At 34.9% G+C, this 20,236-nt stretch carries 17 protein-coding genes; 7 read left to right on the top strand and 10 right to left on the bottom strand.

What is annotated here, in order from left to right; all coding sequences use genetic code 11:
- Positions 1-138: 138 nt before the first annotated feature.
- From ACM55F_RS13330 to ACM55F_RS13315, 4 genes are all read right to left on the bottom strand, one after another.
- The gene (locus ACM55F_RS13330) at positions 139-756 is read right to left on the bottom strand and encodes a hypothetical protein (protein ID WP_416854290.1); all 618 of its coding nucleotides are present in this window, start codon (positions 754-756) and stop codon (positions 139-141) included.
- Positions 757-931: 175 nt separating this feature from the next.
- On the bottom strand, positions 932-1,594 hold the full coding sequence (locus ACM55F_RS13325) for an FEKKY domain-containing protein (protein ID WP_416854289.1): 663 nt from the start codon (positions 1,592-1,594) through the stop codon (positions 932-934).
- Positions 1,595-3,145: 1,551 nt separating this feature from the next.
- A complete protein-coding gene (locus ACM55F_RS13320; RefSeq protein ID WP_416854288.1) occupies positions 3,146-3,298 on the bottom strand; it encodes a hypothetical protein in 153 nt (50 codons plus the stop codon).
- A 146-nt stretch (positions 3,299-3,444) separates the two neighbouring features.
- Complete coding sequence (locus ACM55F_RS13315; RefSeq protein WP_416854287.1) at positions 3,445-4,488, bottom strand: tyrosine-type recombinase/integrase; 1,044 nt, start codon at positions 4,486-4,488, stop codon at positions 3,445-3,447.
- A gap of 307 nt (positions 4,489-4,795) precedes the next feature.
- Here ACM55F_RS13315 and ACM55F_RS13310 point away from each other — a divergent pair, with 307 nt between their 5' ends.
- Positions 4,796-6,205, top strand: a complete 1,410-nt coding sequence (locus ACM55F_RS13310; RefSeq protein WP_416854286.1) for an APC family permease — start codon at positions 4,796-4,798, stop codon at positions 6,203-6,205.
- Positions 6,206-6,385: 180 nt separating this feature from the next.
- On the opposite strand, the gene ald is transcribed toward ACM55F_RS13310, so the two are convergent.
- Positions 6,386-7,510 (bottom strand): alanine dehydrogenase, encoded by a 1,125-nt coding sequence (gene ald / locus ACM55F_RS13305; protein WP_416854284.1) that lies wholly within the window; start codon positions 7,508-7,510, stop codon positions 6,386-6,388.
- 200 nt (positions 7,511-7,710) lie between these two features.
- Here ald and ACM55F_RS13300 point away from each other — a divergent pair, with 200 nt between their 5' ends.
- On the top strand, positions 7,711-8,169 hold the full coding sequence (locus ACM55F_RS13300; protein ID WP_416849119.1) for an Lrp/AsnC family transcriptional regulator: 459 nt from the start codon (positions 7,711-7,713) through the stop codon (positions 8,167-8,169).
- A gap of 328 nt (positions 8,170-8,497) precedes the next feature.
- On the opposite strand, the gene ACM55F_RS13295 is transcribed toward ACM55F_RS13300, so the two are convergent.
- Positions 8,498-9,940 carry a glyceraldehyde-3-phosphate dehydrogenase gene (locus ACM55F_RS13295; protein WP_416854283.1) on the bottom strand — a complete coding sequence of 481 codons (1,443 nt, stop codon included), beginning with the start codon at positions 9,938-9,940 and terminating at the stop codon, positions 8,498-8,500.
- A gap of 153 nt (positions 9,941-10,093) precedes the next feature.
- A complete protein-coding gene (locus ACM55F_RS13290) occupies positions 10,094-11,494 on the bottom strand; it encodes a S1C family serine protease (RefSeq protein WP_416854294.1) in 1,401 nt (466 codons plus the stop codon).
- Positions 11,495-11,630: 136 nt separating this feature from the next.
- Here ACM55F_RS13290 and dapF point away from each other — a divergent pair, with 136 nt between their 5' ends.
- From dapF to ACM55F_RS13265, 5 genes are all read left to right on the top strand, one after another.
- Positions 11,631-12,413 (top strand): diaminopimelate epimerase, encoded by a 783-nt coding sequence (gene dapF / locus ACM55F_RS13285; RefSeq protein ID WP_416854282.1) that lies wholly within the window; start codon positions 11,631-11,633, stop codon positions 12,411-12,413.
- A 25-nt stretch (positions 12,414-12,438) separates the two neighbouring features.
- Entirely contained in the window at positions 12,439-12,987 is a 549-nt protein-coding gene (locus tag ACM55F_RS13280) for a GNAT family N-acetyltransferase (protein WP_416854281.1), read from the top strand.
- Positions 12,988-13,008: 21 nt separating this feature from the next.
- Positions 13,009-14,049 carry an endolytic transglycosylase MltG gene (mltG, locus tag ACM55F_RS13275; protein ID WP_416854280.1) on the top strand — a complete coding sequence of 347 codons (1,041 nt, stop codon included), beginning with the start codon at positions 13,009-13,011 and terminating at the stop codon, positions 14,047-14,049.
- 2 nt (positions 14,050-14,051) lie between these two features.
- The gene (locus ACM55F_RS13270) at positions 14,052-14,969 is read left to right on the top strand and encodes a DUF2279 domain-containing protein (protein ID WP_416854279.1); all 918 of its coding nucleotides are present in this window, start codon (positions 14,052-14,054) and stop codon (positions 14,967-14,969) included.
- Positions 14,970-15,066: 97 nt separating this feature from the next.
- On the top strand, positions 15,067-15,708 hold the full coding sequence (locus tag ACM55F_RS13265; protein WP_416854278.1) for a peptidoglycan-binding protein LysM: 642 nt from the start codon (positions 15,067-15,069) through the stop codon (positions 15,706-15,708).
- Positions 15,709-15,780: 72 nt separating this feature from the next.
- On the opposite strand, the gene ACM55F_RS13260 is transcribed toward ACM55F_RS13265, so the two are convergent.
- The 3 genes from ACM55F_RS13260 to ACM55F_RS13250 all read right to left on the bottom strand — a co-directional run bounded on the left by ACM55F_RS13260 (position 15,781) and on the right by ACM55F_RS13250 (position 20,186).
- Positions 15,781-16,296: a hypothetical protein gene (locus tag ACM55F_RS13260; protein WP_416854277.1), complete on the bottom strand. Its 516-nt coding sequence runs from the start codon at positions 16,294-16,296 to the stop codon at positions 15,781-15,783.
- A 319-nt stretch (positions 16,297-16,615) separates the two neighbouring features.
- A complete protein-coding gene (gene scpA / locus ACM55F_RS13255; protein WP_416854276.1) occupies positions 16,616-18,754 on the bottom strand; it encodes a methylmalonyl-CoA mutase in 2,139 nt (712 codons plus the stop codon).
- Positions 18,755-18,821: 67 nt separating this feature from the next.
- Entirely contained in the window at positions 18,822-20,186 is a 1,365-nt protein-coding gene (locus ACM55F_RS13250) for a methylmalonyl-CoA mutase subunit beta (RefSeq protein WP_416854275.1), read from the bottom strand.
- Positions 20,187-20,236 lie beyond the last annotated feature (50 nt).

Below are 20,236 nucleotides of genomic sequence, written 5' to 3'. Positions count from 1 at the left end.
GGAGATTTACATGGAACTCAACCCATCACTTTGCGAACCGCCGTATACGAGACCCGTACGTACGGTGGTGTGAGAGGCGCACTCCGTTAGTTTCTAGCGGAGCCGTCTACTCGATTATAGCCAGTTTCTTTACATAGGTTATTTGTAAAACTCTCCATTCGTTATCACTTGGAAATCGGGCATATTGAAGCACAATATAATCATAGTAGTTATGAAAATTATAATCGCAATGATATCAAACGGAATAGCATATGATTTATTGTTAAATTTATAATATGGTCTTTTTTTAAAAAACTGAACTATAATACAGAGTGGAATGTTTGGAATAAATAGGTATGCAATAAAATAAACTACTAATCCACGGTTAGTTTCGGCTTTAGCATAGTTTAAATAGTTAAATCCATTTTTGGATAAGCAATGAATTTCATTAGAAGTCCGTGCAATTTCCAGTGTGTCACCAGAATTGATTTGTATGAAGTCTTCATATCGAAGAAAATTATAGTCAATTCCAGTAATCCTATATTCTCGTTTATCTCCAACGAAATTTAATTTTACAAAATGTTCAGTTCCACTTTTACCATGACTTTCTTGATCAAAAAATGGTTTTGACTGGAGAATTACAGTTTCTCTTATAAAATCTTCTTGTGATGTATCTATTTTATTCCCTGGCCATATTAATGATGCAAACACTATAATAGAGGAAGCAATCAGACCAGTTCTGAATTGCTTTTTAGTTTCTAACCATTCATTATACATTCTTGTAAATCTTTTGTTTCTATTAAATTGGCTATAACGTTCCCTTGCTACAAGAGGTTTGGGACTAAATTAAGCCTTGTTTTCGGATTTGCCTAAACATCCCAAACACAAAACCATTTTCAAATTAAGCCAATTGCCCAAATCTCTTGTGAGCAAGTGTTACCTGATGTTTTTTTTATCTGTACTGATTCCATTCCATTTCGGCGTCTTCTATTTTCCTCACTTTATTCGCTTTTATGTCCACCGTAACTCTCATAAAACTTACATTAGATGAATCGTTATAGATTTTGCCTCTCCATTCAATACTAATTATTTTTAGAAATTTTTCAGGCGTTGCATAACATTTATAATTTGGATAAACTTCATACTTATATTTCTTGGATTTTACTTTAATTCTGTTCTTTACAGAAATATCATTTTTAGCAATATTTACGGAAGTTGTATCTATAATATACAAACTATCAACAGTTTTTTCAAACTTCTCTTTCCAATTTTTTCCAATTCTCTTTTTTAAAATACTGTCTGTTATGTTATTATGTTTATAATCTATATCATTATTACTTGGATCAGTACAAGTAGTTCCATTTACTTCAAATCTAAAATTATACCATTTTGAAGCTACTAAAAAACGGTAGTGGTCATCTACTTTTGGAAAACCTCCTTGAACAGAATAAGTTGGATGATTATTTTCATATTCTCTTTCTTCATTTACTTGTGCAGTGTCTATTTCTTTTTCATTTTCTGAAATTGAGCTGTTTTTAAATTTTGTTTTGCCTATCCAAATTCCAATTAGAAAGGTTAATGAAATTACTAAAATTATTGTTATTCGTTTTTTCATAAAATATCAGGTAACGTTTGGCAGCTACAAGTGGTTTGGGACTAAATTAAGCCCATTATTCGGATTTGCCAAAATATCCCAAATACAAACCGATTTTTCCATTAAGCCAATTACCCAAATCACTTGTAGGTGCGGTTGTGAGCTGGTTGTTTCTAACCGATATTCCAATTAATAACCGATTTTAAACCTATTACTGGCAGACACAAAAACTAATTCTTTTCCAAATATTGGCTAATTTTCGCTCCCTTTTTTAATCGATTTCCAACCTATTTTTGGCGTATTAAAAGCCCAATTCTTGCCTAAATATTTGCCCAATTTCACGCTTCTTTTTCACGGCAATTCGAGAATCAAAACGATATGTTTTTTTCCATTCGAAAAACGCAAAATTTGCGTTTCTGCTTTCCCGATTAGAAACCCCGTAATTCAAGTTCTGTATTTCAAGTTTCAATTAGAAATTCCAATATTCACGTTTGCTTCGCCTATTCGCTTTCGCTTGAGTCTGCTTTTCAAGTTCCGATTAGAAACCCCAATATTCAAGCTTCTGCTTTTTTGTTATTCTGAGCAATTGATTGGTTTTAAAAACCTGATTTTAACTGAAATTCTCTTCTTCAACTAGCTCACAACGTTCCCACGCTACACGCAGGTTGGGGTTAACATTCTCTATTTTTCTGTTTTGCCGAATCTCGGCTGGTATGCACATTCTTTAAATTCAACACTTTGTCCAGCTTGCTTGTAGCGTGTGTTAGCCGTCGTTGTTTCTGTTGGGCGTGTGTATTTTTAAATATTCCGCAATTCCAAATAATTTATGTTAAAAAAATTAGGTTCGTATTTAATCAAACACTATATTTGTATCTTAAAATGAAAAATTTGAGAAAAAGTAATTGATGTAGTAATTTTTAGCGGTACACGACTCTTCTGTTGATAGGTAGACGTCGTGTTTTTTATTGCCTTTTTACCAACTGTTAGCGCAGTCTGGCTGTAACTTGTTGTGCATTTTTGGCACACTCTTTTTGCCGAGGCAGACGTTAGTTTCTGTCCATGTTAACCCTTAAACAACTAATTAAGCTAATGGAGTTTACAGAACATTATATCTATTTAGCCGTTTATCTTATCTACAAGTGTTACAAGAAGTACTTAAAGCACTTAGATAAGAAGATTAAAAACTGTGGATGCTAGACAGCTTTTAATTAGATTCTTCTAACGAAAGTCATTAATCGTACTTGTTTAACTTGAGAGGTCGTTAGTTTTCGACGACAGCGACTTCTCATAATTTTTATCTTTTACGATGGTGCAAATATAAATACAACAGATTAATAAACAATACTTTTTCTCAAAAATTTCAAAGAACTCAATTTAACCTTTAATAATAAAACAAAATGAACGTAATTAAAATAATAGACTGCAACGACAACGAACAAAACTTAAATGTAAATTTTATCTACAATGTATCTCCTTATGATCCTGGTTTTAAGCAACCAATTATTACAGAAATCTGTTTACACCGTAAAGGAGAGAAACAGCCATTTTCAATATTTAAAACTTATGAAAGTGTTAACTCTCTTCTGTCAAGATTGGCAGCTTACAACTAGTTTCTGCTATTTTTTTAAGGTATCTTGCGGTTTCAATTACGAAGTCGTAAGATTTTCCTTGTAAGTATTTTTCGGCAAACATTCCTGCTAAATCATTCGGATTTTCTTTGGGCATTACTCTGTTATTTATACTCAGTCTGCTATATAATGACGGCTAACTTGTATATAGGCGCTACAAAATAGCGCATATACATCTTATTTTGGGTGGATAGGCGCTACTGCGTAGCGTATTACTTTCAAATATACACTTTAATTTTTATCTTACAAATCATCAAATGGACTTTTTATTTGTTGGATACTTTTGGTACTCACATGGGTGTAAATTTCTGTAGTTTTACTGCTATTATGGCCTAGTAATTCTTGTATATAACGCAAATCGGTTCCGCTTTCTAGTAAATGAGTGGCGTAACTATGTCGCAACCAATGTAGTGTAGCTGGTTTTGTAAGTTGGGCTTTATGTAATGCTTGTTTGAGTACTTGTTGTAAACTCCGACTATCATAAGGAACTCCTGCTACTTGTCCTTCAAACAAATATTTTTTTGGTTTATATAAGGAGTAGTATTCTCTTAGCATATCGAGTATTTTTGGGCTTAAGGGCACAATTCTATCTTTTTTTCCTTTTGCGTTTTTAAGTAATACAATATTCCTTTTGGAGTCAATATGAACGGGCTGAAGTGCTAATAATTCACCACAACGCAAGCCACAACTATAAATTAAGCTTAGCATCATTTTATGCTTGATATTATTGTGTGCGTTCAAGATTAATTTTACTTCCTCTTTACTCAATACGTTAGGTAATAACTTTGCTCTCTTTGGCCGATGAATTGTATCGATGTCAATTTTAGTTCCTCTTACTGTTATAAAGAATAATTTAATGGCGTTGACCGTTTGATTCTGGTACGAAGCCGAAAGATTATTCTTTAGTATATACTCGTTGTTATAGATAATAACGTCCTCATTATTGATTTCTACAACTGATTTTTCTCGATAGAAAATCAGGAAAGATTTTAAGGCTTCGCTATAGGTAGTAATGGTGCTTTCGCTATAGCGTTTAGAACGAAGCCATTGTTTGAATTTCTCTATTTGAACAATCCCCTCGGCGGAAGGGAGCGAATTTGCAAGGGGTTCTATTTTAAATCGTTCTCTGTTTTCAATTGTATCCGGAATGTGCCAAACGGTATTTTGCTGGCTCCATCTGGCTCCTTCAACTTGTTTAATACGTTCAATAAAATCAGCATTTTTTTCAAAATAAACAGCAATTCTGTTTTCTCCCTTATGTTTTATCAGTTTTGCTGCCCAAGTCATATAGCGTTGATTTTGTGATTGAAAGATACTGAATATTTTAACAAATGCTGTTTTATTGTAGCAATGGTTCTTGTGGTATTGAAGGGGTTGTTTTGCGTGAGTGATGGAAGCGGCATCCTTTATTTACTTTCTTTAAGAAAATAAAGATATAGCGTACAGCACGACCCGTAGTTTTTACGGAGGGTCACGCCCAAATAAATAGTTTTCTTTCTCAATCATCTAATTTATTTGTCATCTGTTCCTCCATTTTCTTAAATTTCCAAAAAAAGTATATCTTTAGCCAACTAAAACCCCAAAACCCAAAAATATGGAAGACCAAAAACCAGAAGATTTTAAAAGAGAATTAGGATTGCTCGATGGAACCATGCTTGTGGTGGGTTCTATGATAGGTTCAGGGATATTTATAGTAAGTGCTGATATTGCGCGACAAGTAGGATCAGCGGGTTGGTTGATTTTGATTTGGTTGATTTCGGGATTGATTACCATGATTGCGGCGGTGAGTTATGGTGAATTGAGCGCTATGTTTCCCAAAGCGGGTGGTCAATATGTGTATCTTAAAGAAGCGTACAATAAACTGATTGCTTTCTTGTATGGTTGGAGTTTCTTTGCCGTGATCCAGACGGGGACAATTGCGGCGGTTGGTGTTGGTTTTTCAAAATTTGCTGCTTATTTGATTCCGCCATTAAGTGACGAAAATATTCTGTACGAAATAGGTTCTTTCAAGCTCAATGCAGCGCAAATTGTTTCTATAATCACGATTATTTTATTAACCTACATCAACAGTCGCGGGGTGAAGAACAGTAAAATAATGCAAACAGTTTTGACGGTCATTAAAATTCTATCATTGTTTGGTTTAATAGTTTTTGGATTTATTCTTGCTGCCAAAGCGGAAATTTGGAATGCCAACTGGACGAATGCTTTTAGTTCCAGAGCATTTGATGTTGAAAGTGGTTCTTGGATGCCAATAGGTGGAGCAGCTTTGTTAACTGGAATTTCAGCAGCGATGGTGGGTTCTTTGTTTTCCAGTGATGCTTGGGTAGGAGTTACTTTTATAGCGGGTGAAATTAAAAATCCAAAACGAAATGTTGGTTTGAGTTTGTTCTTGGGAACTTTCATCGTTACTATTATTTATGTTCTTACCAATTTGATGTACCTCGCCGTAATTCCTTTGGACGAAATTGCAACGGCAAAATCAGACAGGGTAGCGGTTGTGGCTTCTCAATATACTTTTGGCGACATGGGGACGATTATCATTGCGGTGATGATTATGATTTCGACTTTTGCCTGTAACAACGGATTGATTATGGCAGGTGCGAGAGTCTATTATACGATGGCAAAAGACGGTTTGTTTTTTAAGAAAGCAGCAGTGCTAAACGATGCCAGTGTTCCGGCCTGGGCTTTATGGATACAGTGTGTTTGGGCTTCGTTATTATGTTTGACAGGGAAATATGGTGATTTATTGGATTTTGTAATTATCATTGTATTGATTTTTTACATCTTGACGATCTACGGAATTTTTATTCTTCGCAAGAAGATGCCAGATGTGGAACGACCTTACAAAGCGTTTGGATATCCTTTTCTGCCGTTTTTATATATTATTGTAGCTTCGGCAATATGTATTTCTTTATTGTTGACTAAATTCTCGACTTGCGGTTGGGGAGTGTTGATTATGCTTACAGGAATTCCGGTTTATTATATGACAAAACCAAAAGAGTAGTTTTTGGAGTGATTAGTATTCAGATTACAGATTTTAGATTGTATCTGAGACTGAATACTGGAATCTGATTTCTGGTTTGATTGAGGTCACGCGAAAAACACTTTACTTTATAGTATAAAAACAGAAAACCCGCCTTGAGACAAGGCGGGTTTTTCTAGTGTAGTAAGCACTTGTTTAATGTTAGTTAACTACGTTTTCTAACACTAAGTCTTCATGAAAAGGTAGATTCCAAGCTTCGGCAACTCCTTTGTAAAGAATTTTTCCATTAGCAATGTTTAATCCTTTTTTCAATTCTTCATTTTCAGCACACGCTTTTTGCCATCCTTTGTTTGCTAATTGCAACGCGTAAGGTAAAGTAGCATTTGTAAGGGCCAATGTAGAAGTATAAGGAACGGCACCTGGCATGTTAGCCACGCAGTAATGTACGATATCGTCTATGATAAATGTTGGGTTTTCGTGTGTTGTAGGAGTACATGTTTCGATGCAACCTCCTTGATCAACAGCTACGTCAACTACTACCGTTCCCGGGCTCATTAATTTCAACATATCACGAGTGATTAAATGCGGCGCTTTGGCTCCTGGAATTAAAACGGCTCCAATAACTAAATCAGCAGTTGCTATTGCTTCACGGATATTATAGTGATTTGAGATTATAGTGGTAACATTCGCCGGCATCACATCAGATAAATAACGCAAACGCGCTAAGCTTACATCCATAATGGTTACTTGCGCACCAAAACCTGCAGCCATTTTTGCTGCTTGTGTTCCTACGATTCCACCACCTAAAACCAATACTTTAGCAGGAGGAACTCCCGGAACGCCACCTAAAAGGATTCCTTTTCCTTTCAATGGTTTTTCTAAATATTTAGCACCTTCCTGAATTGACATACGACCTGCCACTTCTGACATGGGTACCAATAAAGGCAAGCTGCGGTCTGCTTTTTCAACAGTTTCATATGCTAAGCATACTGCGCCACGCTCAATCATAGCATGAGTCAATGGTTCAGATGATGCAAAGTGGAAATAGGTAAATAATAATTGGTCTTTTTTGATCAAAGGATATTCAGAAGCAATAGGTTCTTTTACTTTGATTATCATTTCAGCAATGCTGTAAACGGCTTCAATTGTTGGCAATAACTCCGCTCCAGCTTCAGCATATGCTTTGTCGCTAAAACCACTATTTTCACCAGCACTTGCTTGTACATAAACGATATGACCTTGTTTTTTGAATTCGGCAACACCTGCAGGAGTAAGTGCTACACGGTTTTCGTTATTTTTGATTTCTTTAGGAATTCCGATTATCATAGTGATGAGTTTTAATGTTTGAATTTAATTGCATTACAAATTTATATATAAAGAAAATATTATTGCTATATGGTATTAAATTAAGAAAATATTCATTTTATTTAGTAATTTAGCATAAAATATTTCTGAATATGAGTTTTTTTATATTTCTAAAAAGAAAAAAAGACTGCTTTTGTACCTAAAAAAAGAATCAATAAATTATGATACTGGACGAAACCGACAAAAAAATCTTACGTCTTCTTCAGGAAGATGCCCATTTAACTTTGAAAGATATTGCCAATCAAATCAACCTTTCGCTGACACCGGTTCATGACAGGGTAAAACGATTGGAAAAAGAAGGCATTATTGAAAAGTATGTCTCTATTTTGAATAAAAAGAAACTGGGGAAAAACCTGACGGTCTATTGCCAGGTGACACTTGTAAAACAGACCTATGATATCTCAGAAGGATTCAATCAAGCGATACTGAATTTACCCGAAGTAGTGGAATGTAATTTCGTTTCGGGAAGTTTTGATTATATGTTGAAAATTGTATTGCCGGATATGGAAAGTTACCATCATTTTCATCAGAAAAAATTATCAGTTTTACCGGAGGTTTCTTTAATTAATAGCTTTTTTATTATTTCGGAAGTAAAGAGTACCACTGTTTTGCCGATTTAAATTATAGGTTTGTTCTGGATGTGTTCTAAAAAGCTAAAAAATGGAACACAGATGACACGGATTAAGCGGATTTCCACTGATCTCAAAAGTATAAAATTAGTGAGATTTGTGTAATTCGTGGCGGAAAATAATGTAGTATGAATTACGGATAGTCACATTAAATTAAATAATATCCTTATTTTGGATGATTCAGTTTAGAACAAAAAAAATCCGTCCCGATTTATCGAGACGAATTTTTCTATTTAATTCAGGTTGGGTTGCTATTATCTAAAACTAAAAAAAAAACTAAAAACTAAAAAAAGGCAACGCACAACCTGTAATCTAAATGCTAGTAATACGTAAAACGTCTTACTTTGGCAATGTATTTTGCTAATCGGATTACTTGGTGACTGTACCCATATTCATTGTCATACCAAATGTACAGTACAATATTCTTCCCATCATTGGAAACAATAGTTGCATTACTGTCGTAAATTGATGGTGCCGAAGTACCTACAATATCCGATGAAACCAATTCGTTATTCAAGGAGTATTTGATTTGTTCTACCAATTCACCTTCTAAAGCATATTTTTTCATGATGGCATTAATTTCCTGAATTGAAGTTGTTCTTGAAACTTCAAGATTCAGAACTACCAGTGAACCGTTAGGAACCGGGACTCTGATGGCATTGGAAGTCAGTTTGCCTTCAAGCGATGGTAATGCTTTTGCAACAGCACTTCCTGCACCCGTTTCGGTAATTACCATGTTTAATGCTGCGGCTCTACCACGACGGTATTTTTTATGCATGTTATCGACCAAATTCTGGTCGTTAGTATACGCATGAATGGTTTCTAAATGTCCTTTTACAACGCCTAAAGTGTCTTCGACCGCTTTCAAGATTGGAGTTATCGCATTCGTTGTACATGATGCGGCCGAAAAAATATTTATTTCATCCGGATTATATTCATTTTGATTTACACCGTGAACGATATTTGGAACTCCTTTTCCAGGAGCGGTAAGCAAGACTTTATCTACTCCTTTTGAAACTAAATGCCTGCTTAAAGCTTCATGATTTGTGAAAGCGCCCGTATTATCAATAACCAAAGCATTGTCGATTCCATATAATGTATAATCAATTTCTTCGGGTGCATTTGCCGTGATAATGTGAACGGTTGTGCCATTAATTATCAAAGCATTGTTTTTTGAATCAGCAACTACCGAACCTTGAAAATCACCATGAATAGAATCATAACGCAATAATGAAGCTCTTTTTTCCAGCGAAGTTGCGTCGTTTTTATCACGGGTTACAATGGCTCTCAATCGCAATTGATTTCCTTTTCCTGTTTTCGAAAGTAACTCACGTGCCAGTAATCGTCCAATTCTACCAAAACCATATAAGACTACATCTTTAGGTTGAATTTCTTCAGAGTTTTTAGCGTCTTTTAATTTGTCAATTACAAAATGCCTTGTGTCGGGATATTTTTCATCTTCCAAACGATATTCATAGGTAAGTTTGCCAATATCCAGTTTTGAAGGCGGTAAATCCAATTCTAAAACAGCTCTGGCAATTTCTACTGAATCAAATACAGAAATTGGTTTGCCTACAAATTCACCCGCATAATCATGCAAGTTGATGATTTCGCTTACGTTTTTGTCAATTAGTTGATTTCTAAATAAAACCATTTCAATTGATTTGTCATACCATAAATCACTGATGATTTTTATCAATTCTACTCCTGCACGTCGTCTGTCGGCTTGAAAAGAAACTTCTTTTTCGTATGTAATGCTCATGTGAAAATTTGTAAAATAAATTAATAATTTTTTTAAATTTTGCGCAAAATTACCTATTTCAATCGATTTCGTAACCTATTTTGTGATTTATTTTTAAAATAAAAAAGCCACCTTGGTTTTACAAGATGGCTTTCATTTTTGAGATTAGAAGTATTAGATGATAATTTTTATAATTTCTCCGTTTTTATTTATCATTTCAATTCGGATACTTTGATTTTCCTCTTTTTTGTCTAAAAGTTTAGATACGGTTTCGATGTCTTTAGCTTTTACATTATCAATGCTCAGAATGATATTTCCTTTAAGTTCTTCTTCATATTGCTTCAGATTCTGATTGGTTATGGATTTAATTTTAACACCATAGTCCAGATTGAATTTCTTTTTGTCAGTTGTATCTATGTTTTCTAATTCCAGGCCTTTAAATTCGGTACTAAAAAACTCATTTTTGCTCAAAATTACGGGTACAACTCTATTTTTCCCGTCTCTTAAAATAGTTACTTGAACCTTATCATTCGGTCTTTTGGTATTGATATAACCCGATAGATCGGCATAAGTAGCCACATTCTGATCGTCTAATTTTACAATAATATCTCCTTTTTGAAGACCGGATTTTTCTGCACCGGAATTTTTGGTAACCCTATTGATGTAAAATCCTTGTGTTTGCGAAATACCTAATTCTTTTGACGCAGTTCCATTTAATTCGCCTCCTTCAACCCCAAGAATACCTCTTTGGACATTTCCATACTCCATGATATCTTCAATTATTTTGCGGGCATTATTTGATGGAACGGCAAATGAATAGCCTACATAAGAACCTGTCATGGAGGAAATCATCGTGTTGATACCAATTAATTCCCCGCGGGTATTTACCAATGCACCACCACTATTTCCAGGATTTACGGCAGCATCCGTTTGTATGAAAGATTGAATTCCACTAGTGTCCAGATTTCTGGCTTTTGCCGAAACAATTCCTGCGGTCACCGTAGAAGTTAAGTTATATGGATTTCCCACTGCCAAAACCCATTCTCCAATTTTCACCGAATCAGAATTAGCAAAAACAGTATACGGTAATTTTTCGTCAGCATCGATTTTCAATAGCGCGATGTCCATTTTAGAATCGGTTCCAATGAGTTTGGCTTTATATGATTTTTTGTTGTTTAAGGTGATTTCAATTTCCGAGGCGTCTTTTATCACGTGATTGTTAGTCACGATATAACCATCTTCAGAAATAATTACACCGGAACCCGTTCCCACTTGTTCTTGTTGCTGCTGTCCGCCGTAGCCATAAAAATATTCAAGCATTGGGTTAGTGACGGTTTTACGGGATACATTTTTTACGTGAACCACGGTATGAATGGTTTTTTCGGCAGCTTCCGTAAAATCAACATTCTCGGCTGATAATCCCACGTGTTTTCCATACGAATCAGAGGCGACGGTTGTGATTGAGTTTTTGTTATTCGAGAAATAGCCATCATTGTCAAATAATAATTTGTAAGCCCCTAATGTTACGGCTCCACTCAGCAATGATATTAAAAATAGTGTTGAAAATCGTTTCATATTAGAATTCATTTTTAAATTATTTTAAGGTAAAAATAGCGTTAATTTATTTTTTTGAAAAACAGTTTAACGCTCTTTAACAATGATTAACATTTCATTAATAGTTTGTACTTTTGTATCTCTCAATTTAAAGAAAATGCAAATAGAATTTTATAAATACCAAGGAACAGGAAATGATTTTGTGATGATTGATAACCGTCAGGAGATTTTTCCAAAAGAGGATACTAAACTTATAGCTCGCTTATGCGACAGACGTTTTGGGATAGGTGCGGACGGACTTATTTTATTAGAAAATGACCCTGAAACTGATTTCAAAATGGTGTATTACAACTCAGATGGGAATCAAAGTTCCATGTGTGGGAACGGGGGAAGATGTTTAGTGGCTTTCGCCAAAAAGCTAAACGTTATTGACGATAATACTACTTTTATAGCGACAGATGGTTTGCATCATGCGGCAGTTGCTGACAATGGCATAGTTTCTTTGCAAATGATAGATGTTGCGGATGTAAAAATCACTCCGGAATATGTCTTTATGAATACGGGTTCGCCTCATCATATACAATTGGTTGATGATTTAGAACACTATAATGTGAAAGAAAACGGAGCAAGCATTCGATATGGTGAGTTATATGGAAAACAAGGAAGTAATATCAATTTTGTAAAAAAAATAGATGAAACTACTTTTTCATTAAGAACGTATGAAAGAGGAGTTGAAGATGAAACATTGGCTTGTGGAACCGGAGCAACTGCAGTAGCAATAGCGATGAATGTATTAGGTGAAACAAAAGCAAACTCGATAGATTTGAATGTTGAAGGTGGAAAATTAGTCGTTTCTTTTGATAAAAAAGATGGACATTTCACCAATGTTTTCTTAAAAGGACCTGCTGAATTTGTGTTTAAAGGAACGATTGAGATATAACCTAAAACCAAGACCTAATACCTAAATGATAACATTAAAAGGAGAAAACATATATATTCGAGCATTAGAACCCAATGATCTGGAGTTTGTCTATGCTATTGAAAACGACCAAAGTATTTGGGAAGTGAGCAATACGCATACACCTTACAGTAGGTTTTTGGTAAAGCAATACTTAGAAAATGCGCATCAGGATATTTATGAAGCCAAGCAATTGCGATTGGCCATTTGTCAGGATCAGGATTTTCCGGCTTTGGGATTAATCGATTTATTTGATTTTGATCCAAAGAATAATAGGGCAGGAGTTGGGATTGTAATTCAAAGCAATGAAAATCGCAAACACAATATCGGTTCGGAAGCATTAGGACTATTAATTCGGTATGCTTTTCATCATCTTAATTTACATCAATTATATGCAAATATAGGTACTGAAAATGCAGCTAGTAATGCTCTTTTTACTAAATTTGGTTTCCAAAATATAGGAATAAAAAAAGATTGGAATTTAGTTAATGGCGTTTATAAAGACGAAGCTATTTTTCAATTAATTAATCACACGAGCGTCAGCGAACTGGCGTAGCAATTTTAAAAAATAATTATTTTGAACTTAAAGAAAATTATAACAATCGTATCTGTTGTTTTGATATCCGTATTAATGATTTACGGATTTATTTTGTTGCGTCAGATTTTTTCGGCTAATACAAAATTTGCAGACAAAGAGGTTTATGTATTCATTCCAACAGATTCTGAATATGAAGATGTCAAAAAAATAATAGCTCCTTATGTTGAAAATATGGACCGTTTTGAAACGGTTGCAAACAAAAGAGATTATCCTGAAAATGTAAAACCAGGTCGTTTTTTGTTTACAAAGGGAATGAATAGTTATGAATTGGTAAAAACCTTGAGATTAAATGTACCGGTAAATTTAGCTTTCAATAATCAGGAACGATTAGAAAATTTAGCGGGACGCGTGGGTTCTCAAATTGAAGCGGACAGTTTATCTTTGTTGACCACTTTTAAAGATTCTGTTTTTTTGAAAGAAAATGGATTTACCGAAGAAAATGTTTTGGCGATGTTCATTCCTAATACATATGAGATTTATTGGAATACTTCGGCTGAAAAGTTTCGAGATAAAATGATTAAAGAGTATAGAAATTTTTGGAATAAGGAACGTGTAGAAAAAGCTAAAAAACAGGGATTAACCCCAATTGAAGCAACTATTCTCGCTTCCATAGTGCACAAAGAATCCGTAAAAAAAGACGAAAGACCTAGAATTGCCGGTGTGTATTTGAATCGTTTGAGAGCTGGAATGCCACTTCAAGCAGATCCAACCGTTATTTATGCTATAAAAAAGAAAGCAAACGATTTTGATCAGGTTATCAAAAGAGTTTTCTACAATGATTTGACAATGGCGCATCCTTATAATACGTATATGAATCTGGGACTTCCCCCTGGACCTATTGCTATGCCTGATATCACAGCATTAGAAGCTGTTTTAGATCCTGAGAAAAATAATTTTATTTATTTCTGCGCCAGTGTGGAACGTTTTGGATACCATGAATTTGCTGCTACTTTAGAAGAGCACAATAAAAACGCCAAAAAATATTCGGATTGGATCAACAGCCAAGGTGTAAAAAGATAGTTTTGAAATTTAAAAGACTACTTTTTTTATTCTTATTCTTGATTGGGTATCAAACGGGTTTTTCACAAAATATAATTGATATTTTCCTTACACCATCGGATTCTTTAAATAAGAAAAGACAAAATACCGTTGTGATTTCTGAAGCGATATTGACTTCAGGAGTTTTGGTAGGTTTAAACCAACTTTGGTATACCAATTATCCCAAGTCTGATTTTCATTTTATAAATGATAATTCCGAATGGCTTCAAATGGATAAACTGGGGCATTCTTTCTCTTCGTATCATTTAGGCAGGTTTGGCGCCGAAATGTTGCAATGGAGTGGAGCCAATAAAAAGAACCAATTAATTTACGGAGCAGGTTTGGGATTTGCTTTTTTGACGGCTGTTGAGGTTATGGATGGATATTCTTCTGAATGGGGCGCTTCATCCGGTGATATAATTGCAAATGCTTCTGGAACTGCTTTATTTGTTTCGCAAGAATTAATATGGAAAGAACAACGCATAACTCCCAAATTTTCTTTTCATTCAACCCAATATGCCAGTCAAAGACCAGAAGTTTTAGGGAGTTCATTTACGGAACAAATTCTAAAAGATTATAACGGACAAACCTATTGGCTTTCGATCAATTTATATTCCTTTGCTAAAGGCTCAAAAATACCAAAATGGTTGAATCTTGCATTGGGTTATGGAGCCGAAGGAATGATAACCGGAAATAGACAAAATGAGGTTCAATTTTCGACTCCAAATCCGCAAACATTTCGACAGTTTTACCTCAGTTTTGACGTCGATTTGACTAAAATTAACACCAAATCACATTTTTTAAAGACTCTTTTTTCAGTTTTGAATACGGTAAAAATACCAGCTCCAACGATTGAAATGGTGCACTTCAACGATGTTAAATTACATTTAATCTATTTTTAGTAAACTTTAACTTGTTGATTATCAGTATAATTATTTTTTACGTATATTTGCACGTAGAAATTTCTTAACGGGACAGCGTTTTGAAGAAAAACAATTTATGATAAAGAAATGGTATTTTTATACAGGTTTGACAATTATTATTGCCTTTTTAAGCTCGGGTTTTAAACCCTTTAATTTAGACACCAACACTTGGTTTCTAGTTCACGAAGAAGATGGATCACACTACTTATTTCCATCTGAAAAACAAGAAGATTACATCAATTTGAATATCCCTTTTACTGGAAATTTCTTCATTGGCTTCAGAGAAGCGATCGGATACAGAGAATCTGAAAGCAAATACAAAAAAATTAATTCACTTGGATATTTAGGAAAATATCAGTTTGGTATAGAAACACTAAAAACAGTCGGCGTACATAATAGATCCGCTTTTTTGAATAGCCCTGAAATGCAAGAAAAAGCATTTATTGCCCTTTTAGCAAAAAACAAATGGGAGTTAAAAAAGGAGATTGAAAAATATGCGGGTACAATAATGAACGGAATTCATATAACTGAATCCGGAATATTGGCTGCTGCACACCTTGGTGGTGCAGGTTCTGTAAGGAAATATTTCAAAAATAAAGGTAAAAGATATTTTAGAGATGCTTATGGTACATCTATAAGAAGTTACATGAAAGCGTTTGGAGGTTATGATACATCATTTATCGTTGCTGACAGCAATGCAACTGTGAAAAATATATAAAATACAACTTCACTAAAAAAAAGGCTATCAGAAATTATTTTTCTGACAGCTTTTTTTTTACCCTAAATTGGATTATTTTTCTTTTAGAATTTCGCCATCAGGACGAACTATTAATTTAATAGTTTCCTTGTCTTTTTTAATCTTAACATTATACTGTTTCTTAATAACATCCCCTTCCGATTGGGTATATAGGAATTGATCATTTACAATTGCCCATCCTGGGTAAGCTCTGTAAATAGAATAAATTACCTCACTGGGAAGTCTCACATTTTTATATTCTTCAACTACACGCATTAATTTTCCATTTTCATCATAAGTTGCTGATAAAGTTCCTTTTTTGGTGCTCATAACTAAAAGATATTCTTCAAACCCTTCATTATCTTTACCGAGATCATAGGCGATAAATTTTTCTTCTACCGCTCTAACGGTTTGATCTGGGTTATTGTCAGGAAGATAAACTGAAAAATCTTTTCCCGCACTTTTGATTACAACACCTGGTAATTCTTCGATTTTAATTTTCCCCTCGTCTTGTGAATAAGACGGCACAGCAAAACCGAGAAATAACAAAATAATAATTAATGATTTCATGATATTTGGTTTTAAATTAATATTGAATAAAATAAAATTTTTATGAACAAATAAATACTAAGGCTTATCGTTTTACGTCCCTTTTTTTATATGTCGTAATTAGCTATTAGTCAGTATTTTAAAAAAAAATACCTTATGTAAATTTAGCTTTTTTATTTAACGATAACCGTTAAATTTTACAATAAATTATGTTAATAAAATAGCGTCAATATTCTTTATTTTAATAGGAATTAAACATCATTTAGTTGGATTGAAAACAAAAAAAAACACCAATCGAAAGATTGGTGTTTTTACTATTTCTAGATGCTGTTCTTTTTATTTATTCGAAACTTTCCATTAAGATTTCTAATATTTTGATAGCCGCTTCACTAATTTTTGTTCCGGGTCCAAATACGGCAACCGCACCGGCATCAAATAAAAACTGGTAATCTTGTGCAGGTATTACTCCGCCTACTACCACCATGATATCTTCTCGACCGTACTTTTTTAGTTCTTCGATCACTTGCGGCACAAGGGTTTTGTGTCCTGCCGCAAGAGAGGAAACTCCTAAAATGTGAACGTCGTTTTCTATGGCTTGTTTGGCCGCTTCGGCTGGTGTTTGAAAAAGAGGGCCAATGTCTACATCAAAACCTACATCAGCGTAACCGGTAGCCACCACTTTTGCGCCACGATCGTGCCCGTCTTGTCCCATTTTGGCAATCATTATTCGAGGGCGACGTCCTTCTTTTTTAGCAAATTCATCTGCTAATTGTTTTGCTTTTTCAAAACTTTTGTCGTCTTTTATTTCTTTACTATACACACCGCTAAAGGATTTAATTTGTGCTTTGTATCTTCCAAAAACCGCTTCCAACGCATCACTGATTTCTCCTAATGTTGTTCGGTTTCTAGCGGCTTCTACGGCAATTTCCAATAAATTACCTTCTCCTGTTTGCGCACAAAGGGTTAGTTTTTTTAATGAATTTTGGACTTTTTCAGTATCTCGAGTCGCTTTGATTCGGTCTAATTGTTCCAATTGTTGCTTGCGAACCATTTGGTTATCTACATCCAGAATCTGTAAAGGATCTTCTTTTTCTAATCGGTATTGATTTACGCCCACAATAATATCCTGACCGCTGTCTATTCTGGCTTGTTTTCTGGCCGCAGCTTCTTCTATTCGAAGTTTTGGAATTCCGGATTCAATGGCTTTGGTCATTCCGCCCAGTTCTTCCACTTCTTCAATAAGCTTCCAAGCATTTTCGGCAATCTCATTCGTCAAGCTTTCTACATAATAACTACCGGCCCAAGGGTCAACGGTTTTGGTGATTTTAGTTTCTTCCTGTAAATAAAGCTGTGTGTTTCTGGCAATTCTTGCCGAGAAATCCGTTGGTAAAGCGATGGCTTCATCCAAAGCATTGGTATGTAAAGATTGTGTTCCTCCAAAAGCGGCTGCGGCTGCTTCAATACAGGTTCGAGCCACATTGTTAAAGGGATCTTGCTCCGTTAAACTCCAACCGGAAGTTTGACAATGGGTTCGCAAGGCTAATGATTTATCATCTTTTGGTTCGAATTGTTTCACCAGTTTCGCCCATATCATTCTGCCGGCGCGCATTTTGGCAATTTCCATAAAATGGTTCATTCCAATCGCCCAGAAAAAGGATAATCTTGGAGCGAATTCATCAATTTTCATTCCGGTCGCTAATCCTGTTCTAATGTATTCCAATCCATCGGCTAGGGTATAAGCCAATTCAATATCTGCAGTGGCTCCAGCTTCTTGCATGTGATATCCTGAAATGGAAATCGAGTTAAATTTGGGCATTTTTTTGCTGGTGAATTCAAAAATATCAGCAATGATTTTCATCGAAGGTGTTGGTGGATAAATATAAGTATTGCGCACCATAAACTCTTTCAGAATGTCATTTTGTATTGTTCCGGAAAGTAACTCCGGTTTTACGCCTTGTTCTTCGGCAGCGACAATATAGAAAGCCATAATGGGTAAAACGGCACCGTTCATGGTCATGGAAACTGACATTTCGTCCAGCGGAATTTGGTCGAATAATACTTTCATGTCTTCCACGGAATCAATCGCAACTCCTGCTTTTCCTACATCGCCTACCACACGTTCGTGGTCCGAATCATACCCACGATGTGTAGGTAAATCAAAAGCGATGGAAAGTCCTTTTTGACCTGCAGCCAGATTTCTTCTGTAAAAAGCATTGCTTTCTTCAGCAGTCGAAAATCCTGCATATTGACGCACAGTCCATGGACGGCGGACGTACATTGTTGCATAAGGTCCGCGTAAATTTGGTGCGAAACCAGCTCCAAAATCAAGATGGTTAAGATTCTCAATGTCTTGTTCCGAGTACGTTGGTTTTAGTTCGATTCCCTCTGCTGTAAGAAATACATCAGCCAAAGAATTTTCATTCTCTACTTTCAAGGGCGTACTTTCTAATTTTATATGTTGTAAATCTTTTCTTTTCATTTGTTTAGTACCAAATTACACGAATGCTGATGAATTTTTAATTTTGATTAATCGAAATTGGGGAATGTTATTCAAGATCCAATCGCTCTTGTTCTATTTTTTCTGCCAGACGTTTTTCGATTATTGGTGTAATCAATGTTTTTCTTGGTTTGACTTTTACAAAAGGGAACAGCTCTAAATCATGTTTCATCTTATCCTGTTTGTTTGGATGATTGTTTGTTCCCAATAAAATTTCTTTACCGTTGTCAAATAATGCTTGTGCGGTATCAGCACTTTCCTGAATTTTTCTTTTGATGATTCCATCATTAAGTTGTTTCAGGAAACCGCCATTTGCCTCAATATCTTTGAATAAAGCCAATGATTTTTCGGCTAATTGATTGGTAAGATTTTCGATATAATAACTGCCGTCAGCCGGATTATTAACTTTGTCAAAATAACTTTCATTTTTGAGAATCAACAATTGATTTCTCGCGATTCGGTCGCCAAATTCATTGTCTTTGTGATACAACGCATCGTAAGGTAAGTTGGCAATAGCATCTGCTCCTCCAATAATAGCACTCATACACTCGGTTGTGGTTCGCAACATATTCACGTTATAATCATATAATGTTTTGTTTCGTTTGGTAGGCGAAACGATGATGTTGCAATCTAAGTTGTGGTTGTATTCTTTGGCAATTAAATTAAAAAGTAATCGTAAGGCACGCAGTTTTGCAATTTCAAAAAAGTAATTTGTCCCAACGGCAACTTCAAAAACAATGGGTTTATTTATAGCATCAATTCTATTGAAATATTCATTAACATGTCCTAAACTATAGGCAATTTGCTGCACCATGTTGGCACCGGAATTTTGATACAATGACGCATTGATGCTTATTAACGATACAGAAGTTGTCGCTGCTGAAAGTAAATTCAGGGTGTCAAAATTGCTCTTTTCTTTGGTTATAAACCAGTTTCCGTCTTTGGCTAATTGCCCAATTGGATCCAGATTACAGAAAATAGTAGTATTGTTTTTCTTTGCAAAAGCATCAATTTTTTTGACGAAATCGATTGAGATGAAATCCAAATGAAAGTAAACGGTAACTTTTTTTAAAGGTAATTTCTCCAATAGATTGGTAACATCAATCGATTCGTTTTCTATTGTAAAACGAAGGCTGTCAGCACCACGACTCAAGGAATCTAATGCTCTTTCGATTGATTTATCAATATCGTAAACAAATATGTTTTGGCAAATTCTGAAATTTGTCGCTTTAGTAGTTACCGAAAAAACTTTTGAGAACTCATCTTTGTGATAAAAAGGTTTCACTTGGATGTCTTCGGGAGAATTCCAAACTAAGGTTTCATTATAATCAGCTCCATTGAGTTCAAACTGAATTTTTTGTTTCCATTGTTTGGAGGAAATGGGATTGAAATCATCGAAAAGATTTGTTGTCATTTTGTTTATGGTTTTCCTAATCCCAGCATCACCAAAGGAAAGTGAGCTGA

The organism is Flavobacterium melibiosi (genome assembly GCF_048158545.1).
In the GTDB taxonomy this organism is placed as follows: domain Bacteria; phylum Bacteroidota; class Bacteroidia; order Flavobacteriales; family Flavobacteriaceae; genus Flavobacterium; species Flavobacterium melibiosi.
Note: the sequence above shows the minus strand (reverse complement) of the source record. Positions and strands in the feature narration are given on the sequence as shown.

What these genes read in the sequence shown, in the direction of transcription:
- ACM55F_RS13330 (WP_416854290.1), bottom strand. Translation starts at nt 756, where the DNA reads ATGTATAATGAATGGTTAGAAACTAAAAAGCAATTCAGAACTGGTCTG.
- ACM55F_RS13325 (WP_416854289.1), bottom strand. Translation starts at nt 1,594, where the DNA reads ATGAAAAAACGAATAACAATAATTTTAGTAATTTCATTAACCTTTCTA.
- ACM55F_RS13320 (WP_416854288.1), bottom strand. Translation starts at nt 3,298, where the DNA reads ATGCCCAAAGAAAATCCGAATGATTTAGCAGGAATGTTTGCCGAAAAA.
- ACM55F_RS13315 (WP_416854287.1), bottom strand. Translation starts at nt 4,488, where the DNA reads ATGACTTGGGCAGCAAAACTGATAAAACATAAGGGAGAAAACAGAATT.
- ACM55F_RS13310 (WP_416854286.1), top strand. Translation starts at nt 4,796, where the DNA reads ATGGAAGACCAAAAACCAGAAGATTTTAAAAGAGAATTAGGATTGCTC.
- ald (WP_416854284.1), bottom strand. Translation starts at nt 7,510, where the DNA reads ATGATAATCGGAATTCCTAAAGAAATCAAAAATAACGAAAACCGTGTA.
- ACM55F_RS13300 (WP_416849119.1), top strand. Translation starts at nt 7,711, where the DNA reads ATGATACTGGACGAAACCGACAAAAAAATCTTACGTCTTCTTCAGGAA.
- ACM55F_RS13295 (WP_416854283.1), bottom strand. Translation starts at nt 9,940, where the DNA reads ATGAGCATTACATACGAAAAAGAAGTTTCTTTTCAAGCCGACAGACGA.
- ACM55F_RS13290 (WP_416854294.1), bottom strand. Translation starts at nt 11,494, where the DNA reads ATGAAACGATTTTCAACACTATTTTTAATATCATTGCTGAGTGGAGCC.
- dapF (WP_416854282.1), top strand. Translation starts at nt 11,631, where the DNA reads ATGCAAATAGAATTTTATAAATACCAAGGAACAGGAAATGATTTTGTG.
- ACM55F_RS13280 (WP_416854281.1), top strand. Translation starts at nt 12,439, where the DNA reads ATGATAACATTAAAAGGAGAAAACATATATATTCGAGCATTAGAACCC.
- ACM55F_RS13265 (WP_416854278.1), top strand. Translation starts at nt 15,067, where the DNA reads ATGATAAAGAAATGGTATTTTTATACAGGTTTGACAATTATTATTGCC.
- ACM55F_RS13260 (WP_416854277.1), bottom strand. Translation starts at nt 16,296, where the DNA reads ATGAAATCATTAATTATTATTTTGTTATTTCTCGGTTTTGCTGTGCCG.
- scpA (WP_416854276.1), bottom strand. Translation starts at nt 18,754, where the DNA reads ATGAAAAGAAAAGATTTACAACATATAAAATTAGAAAGTACGCCCTTG.
- ACM55F_RS13250 (WP_416854275.1), bottom strand. Translation starts at nt 20,186, where the DNA reads ATGACAACAAATCTTTTCGATGATTTCAATCCCATTTCCTCCAAACAA.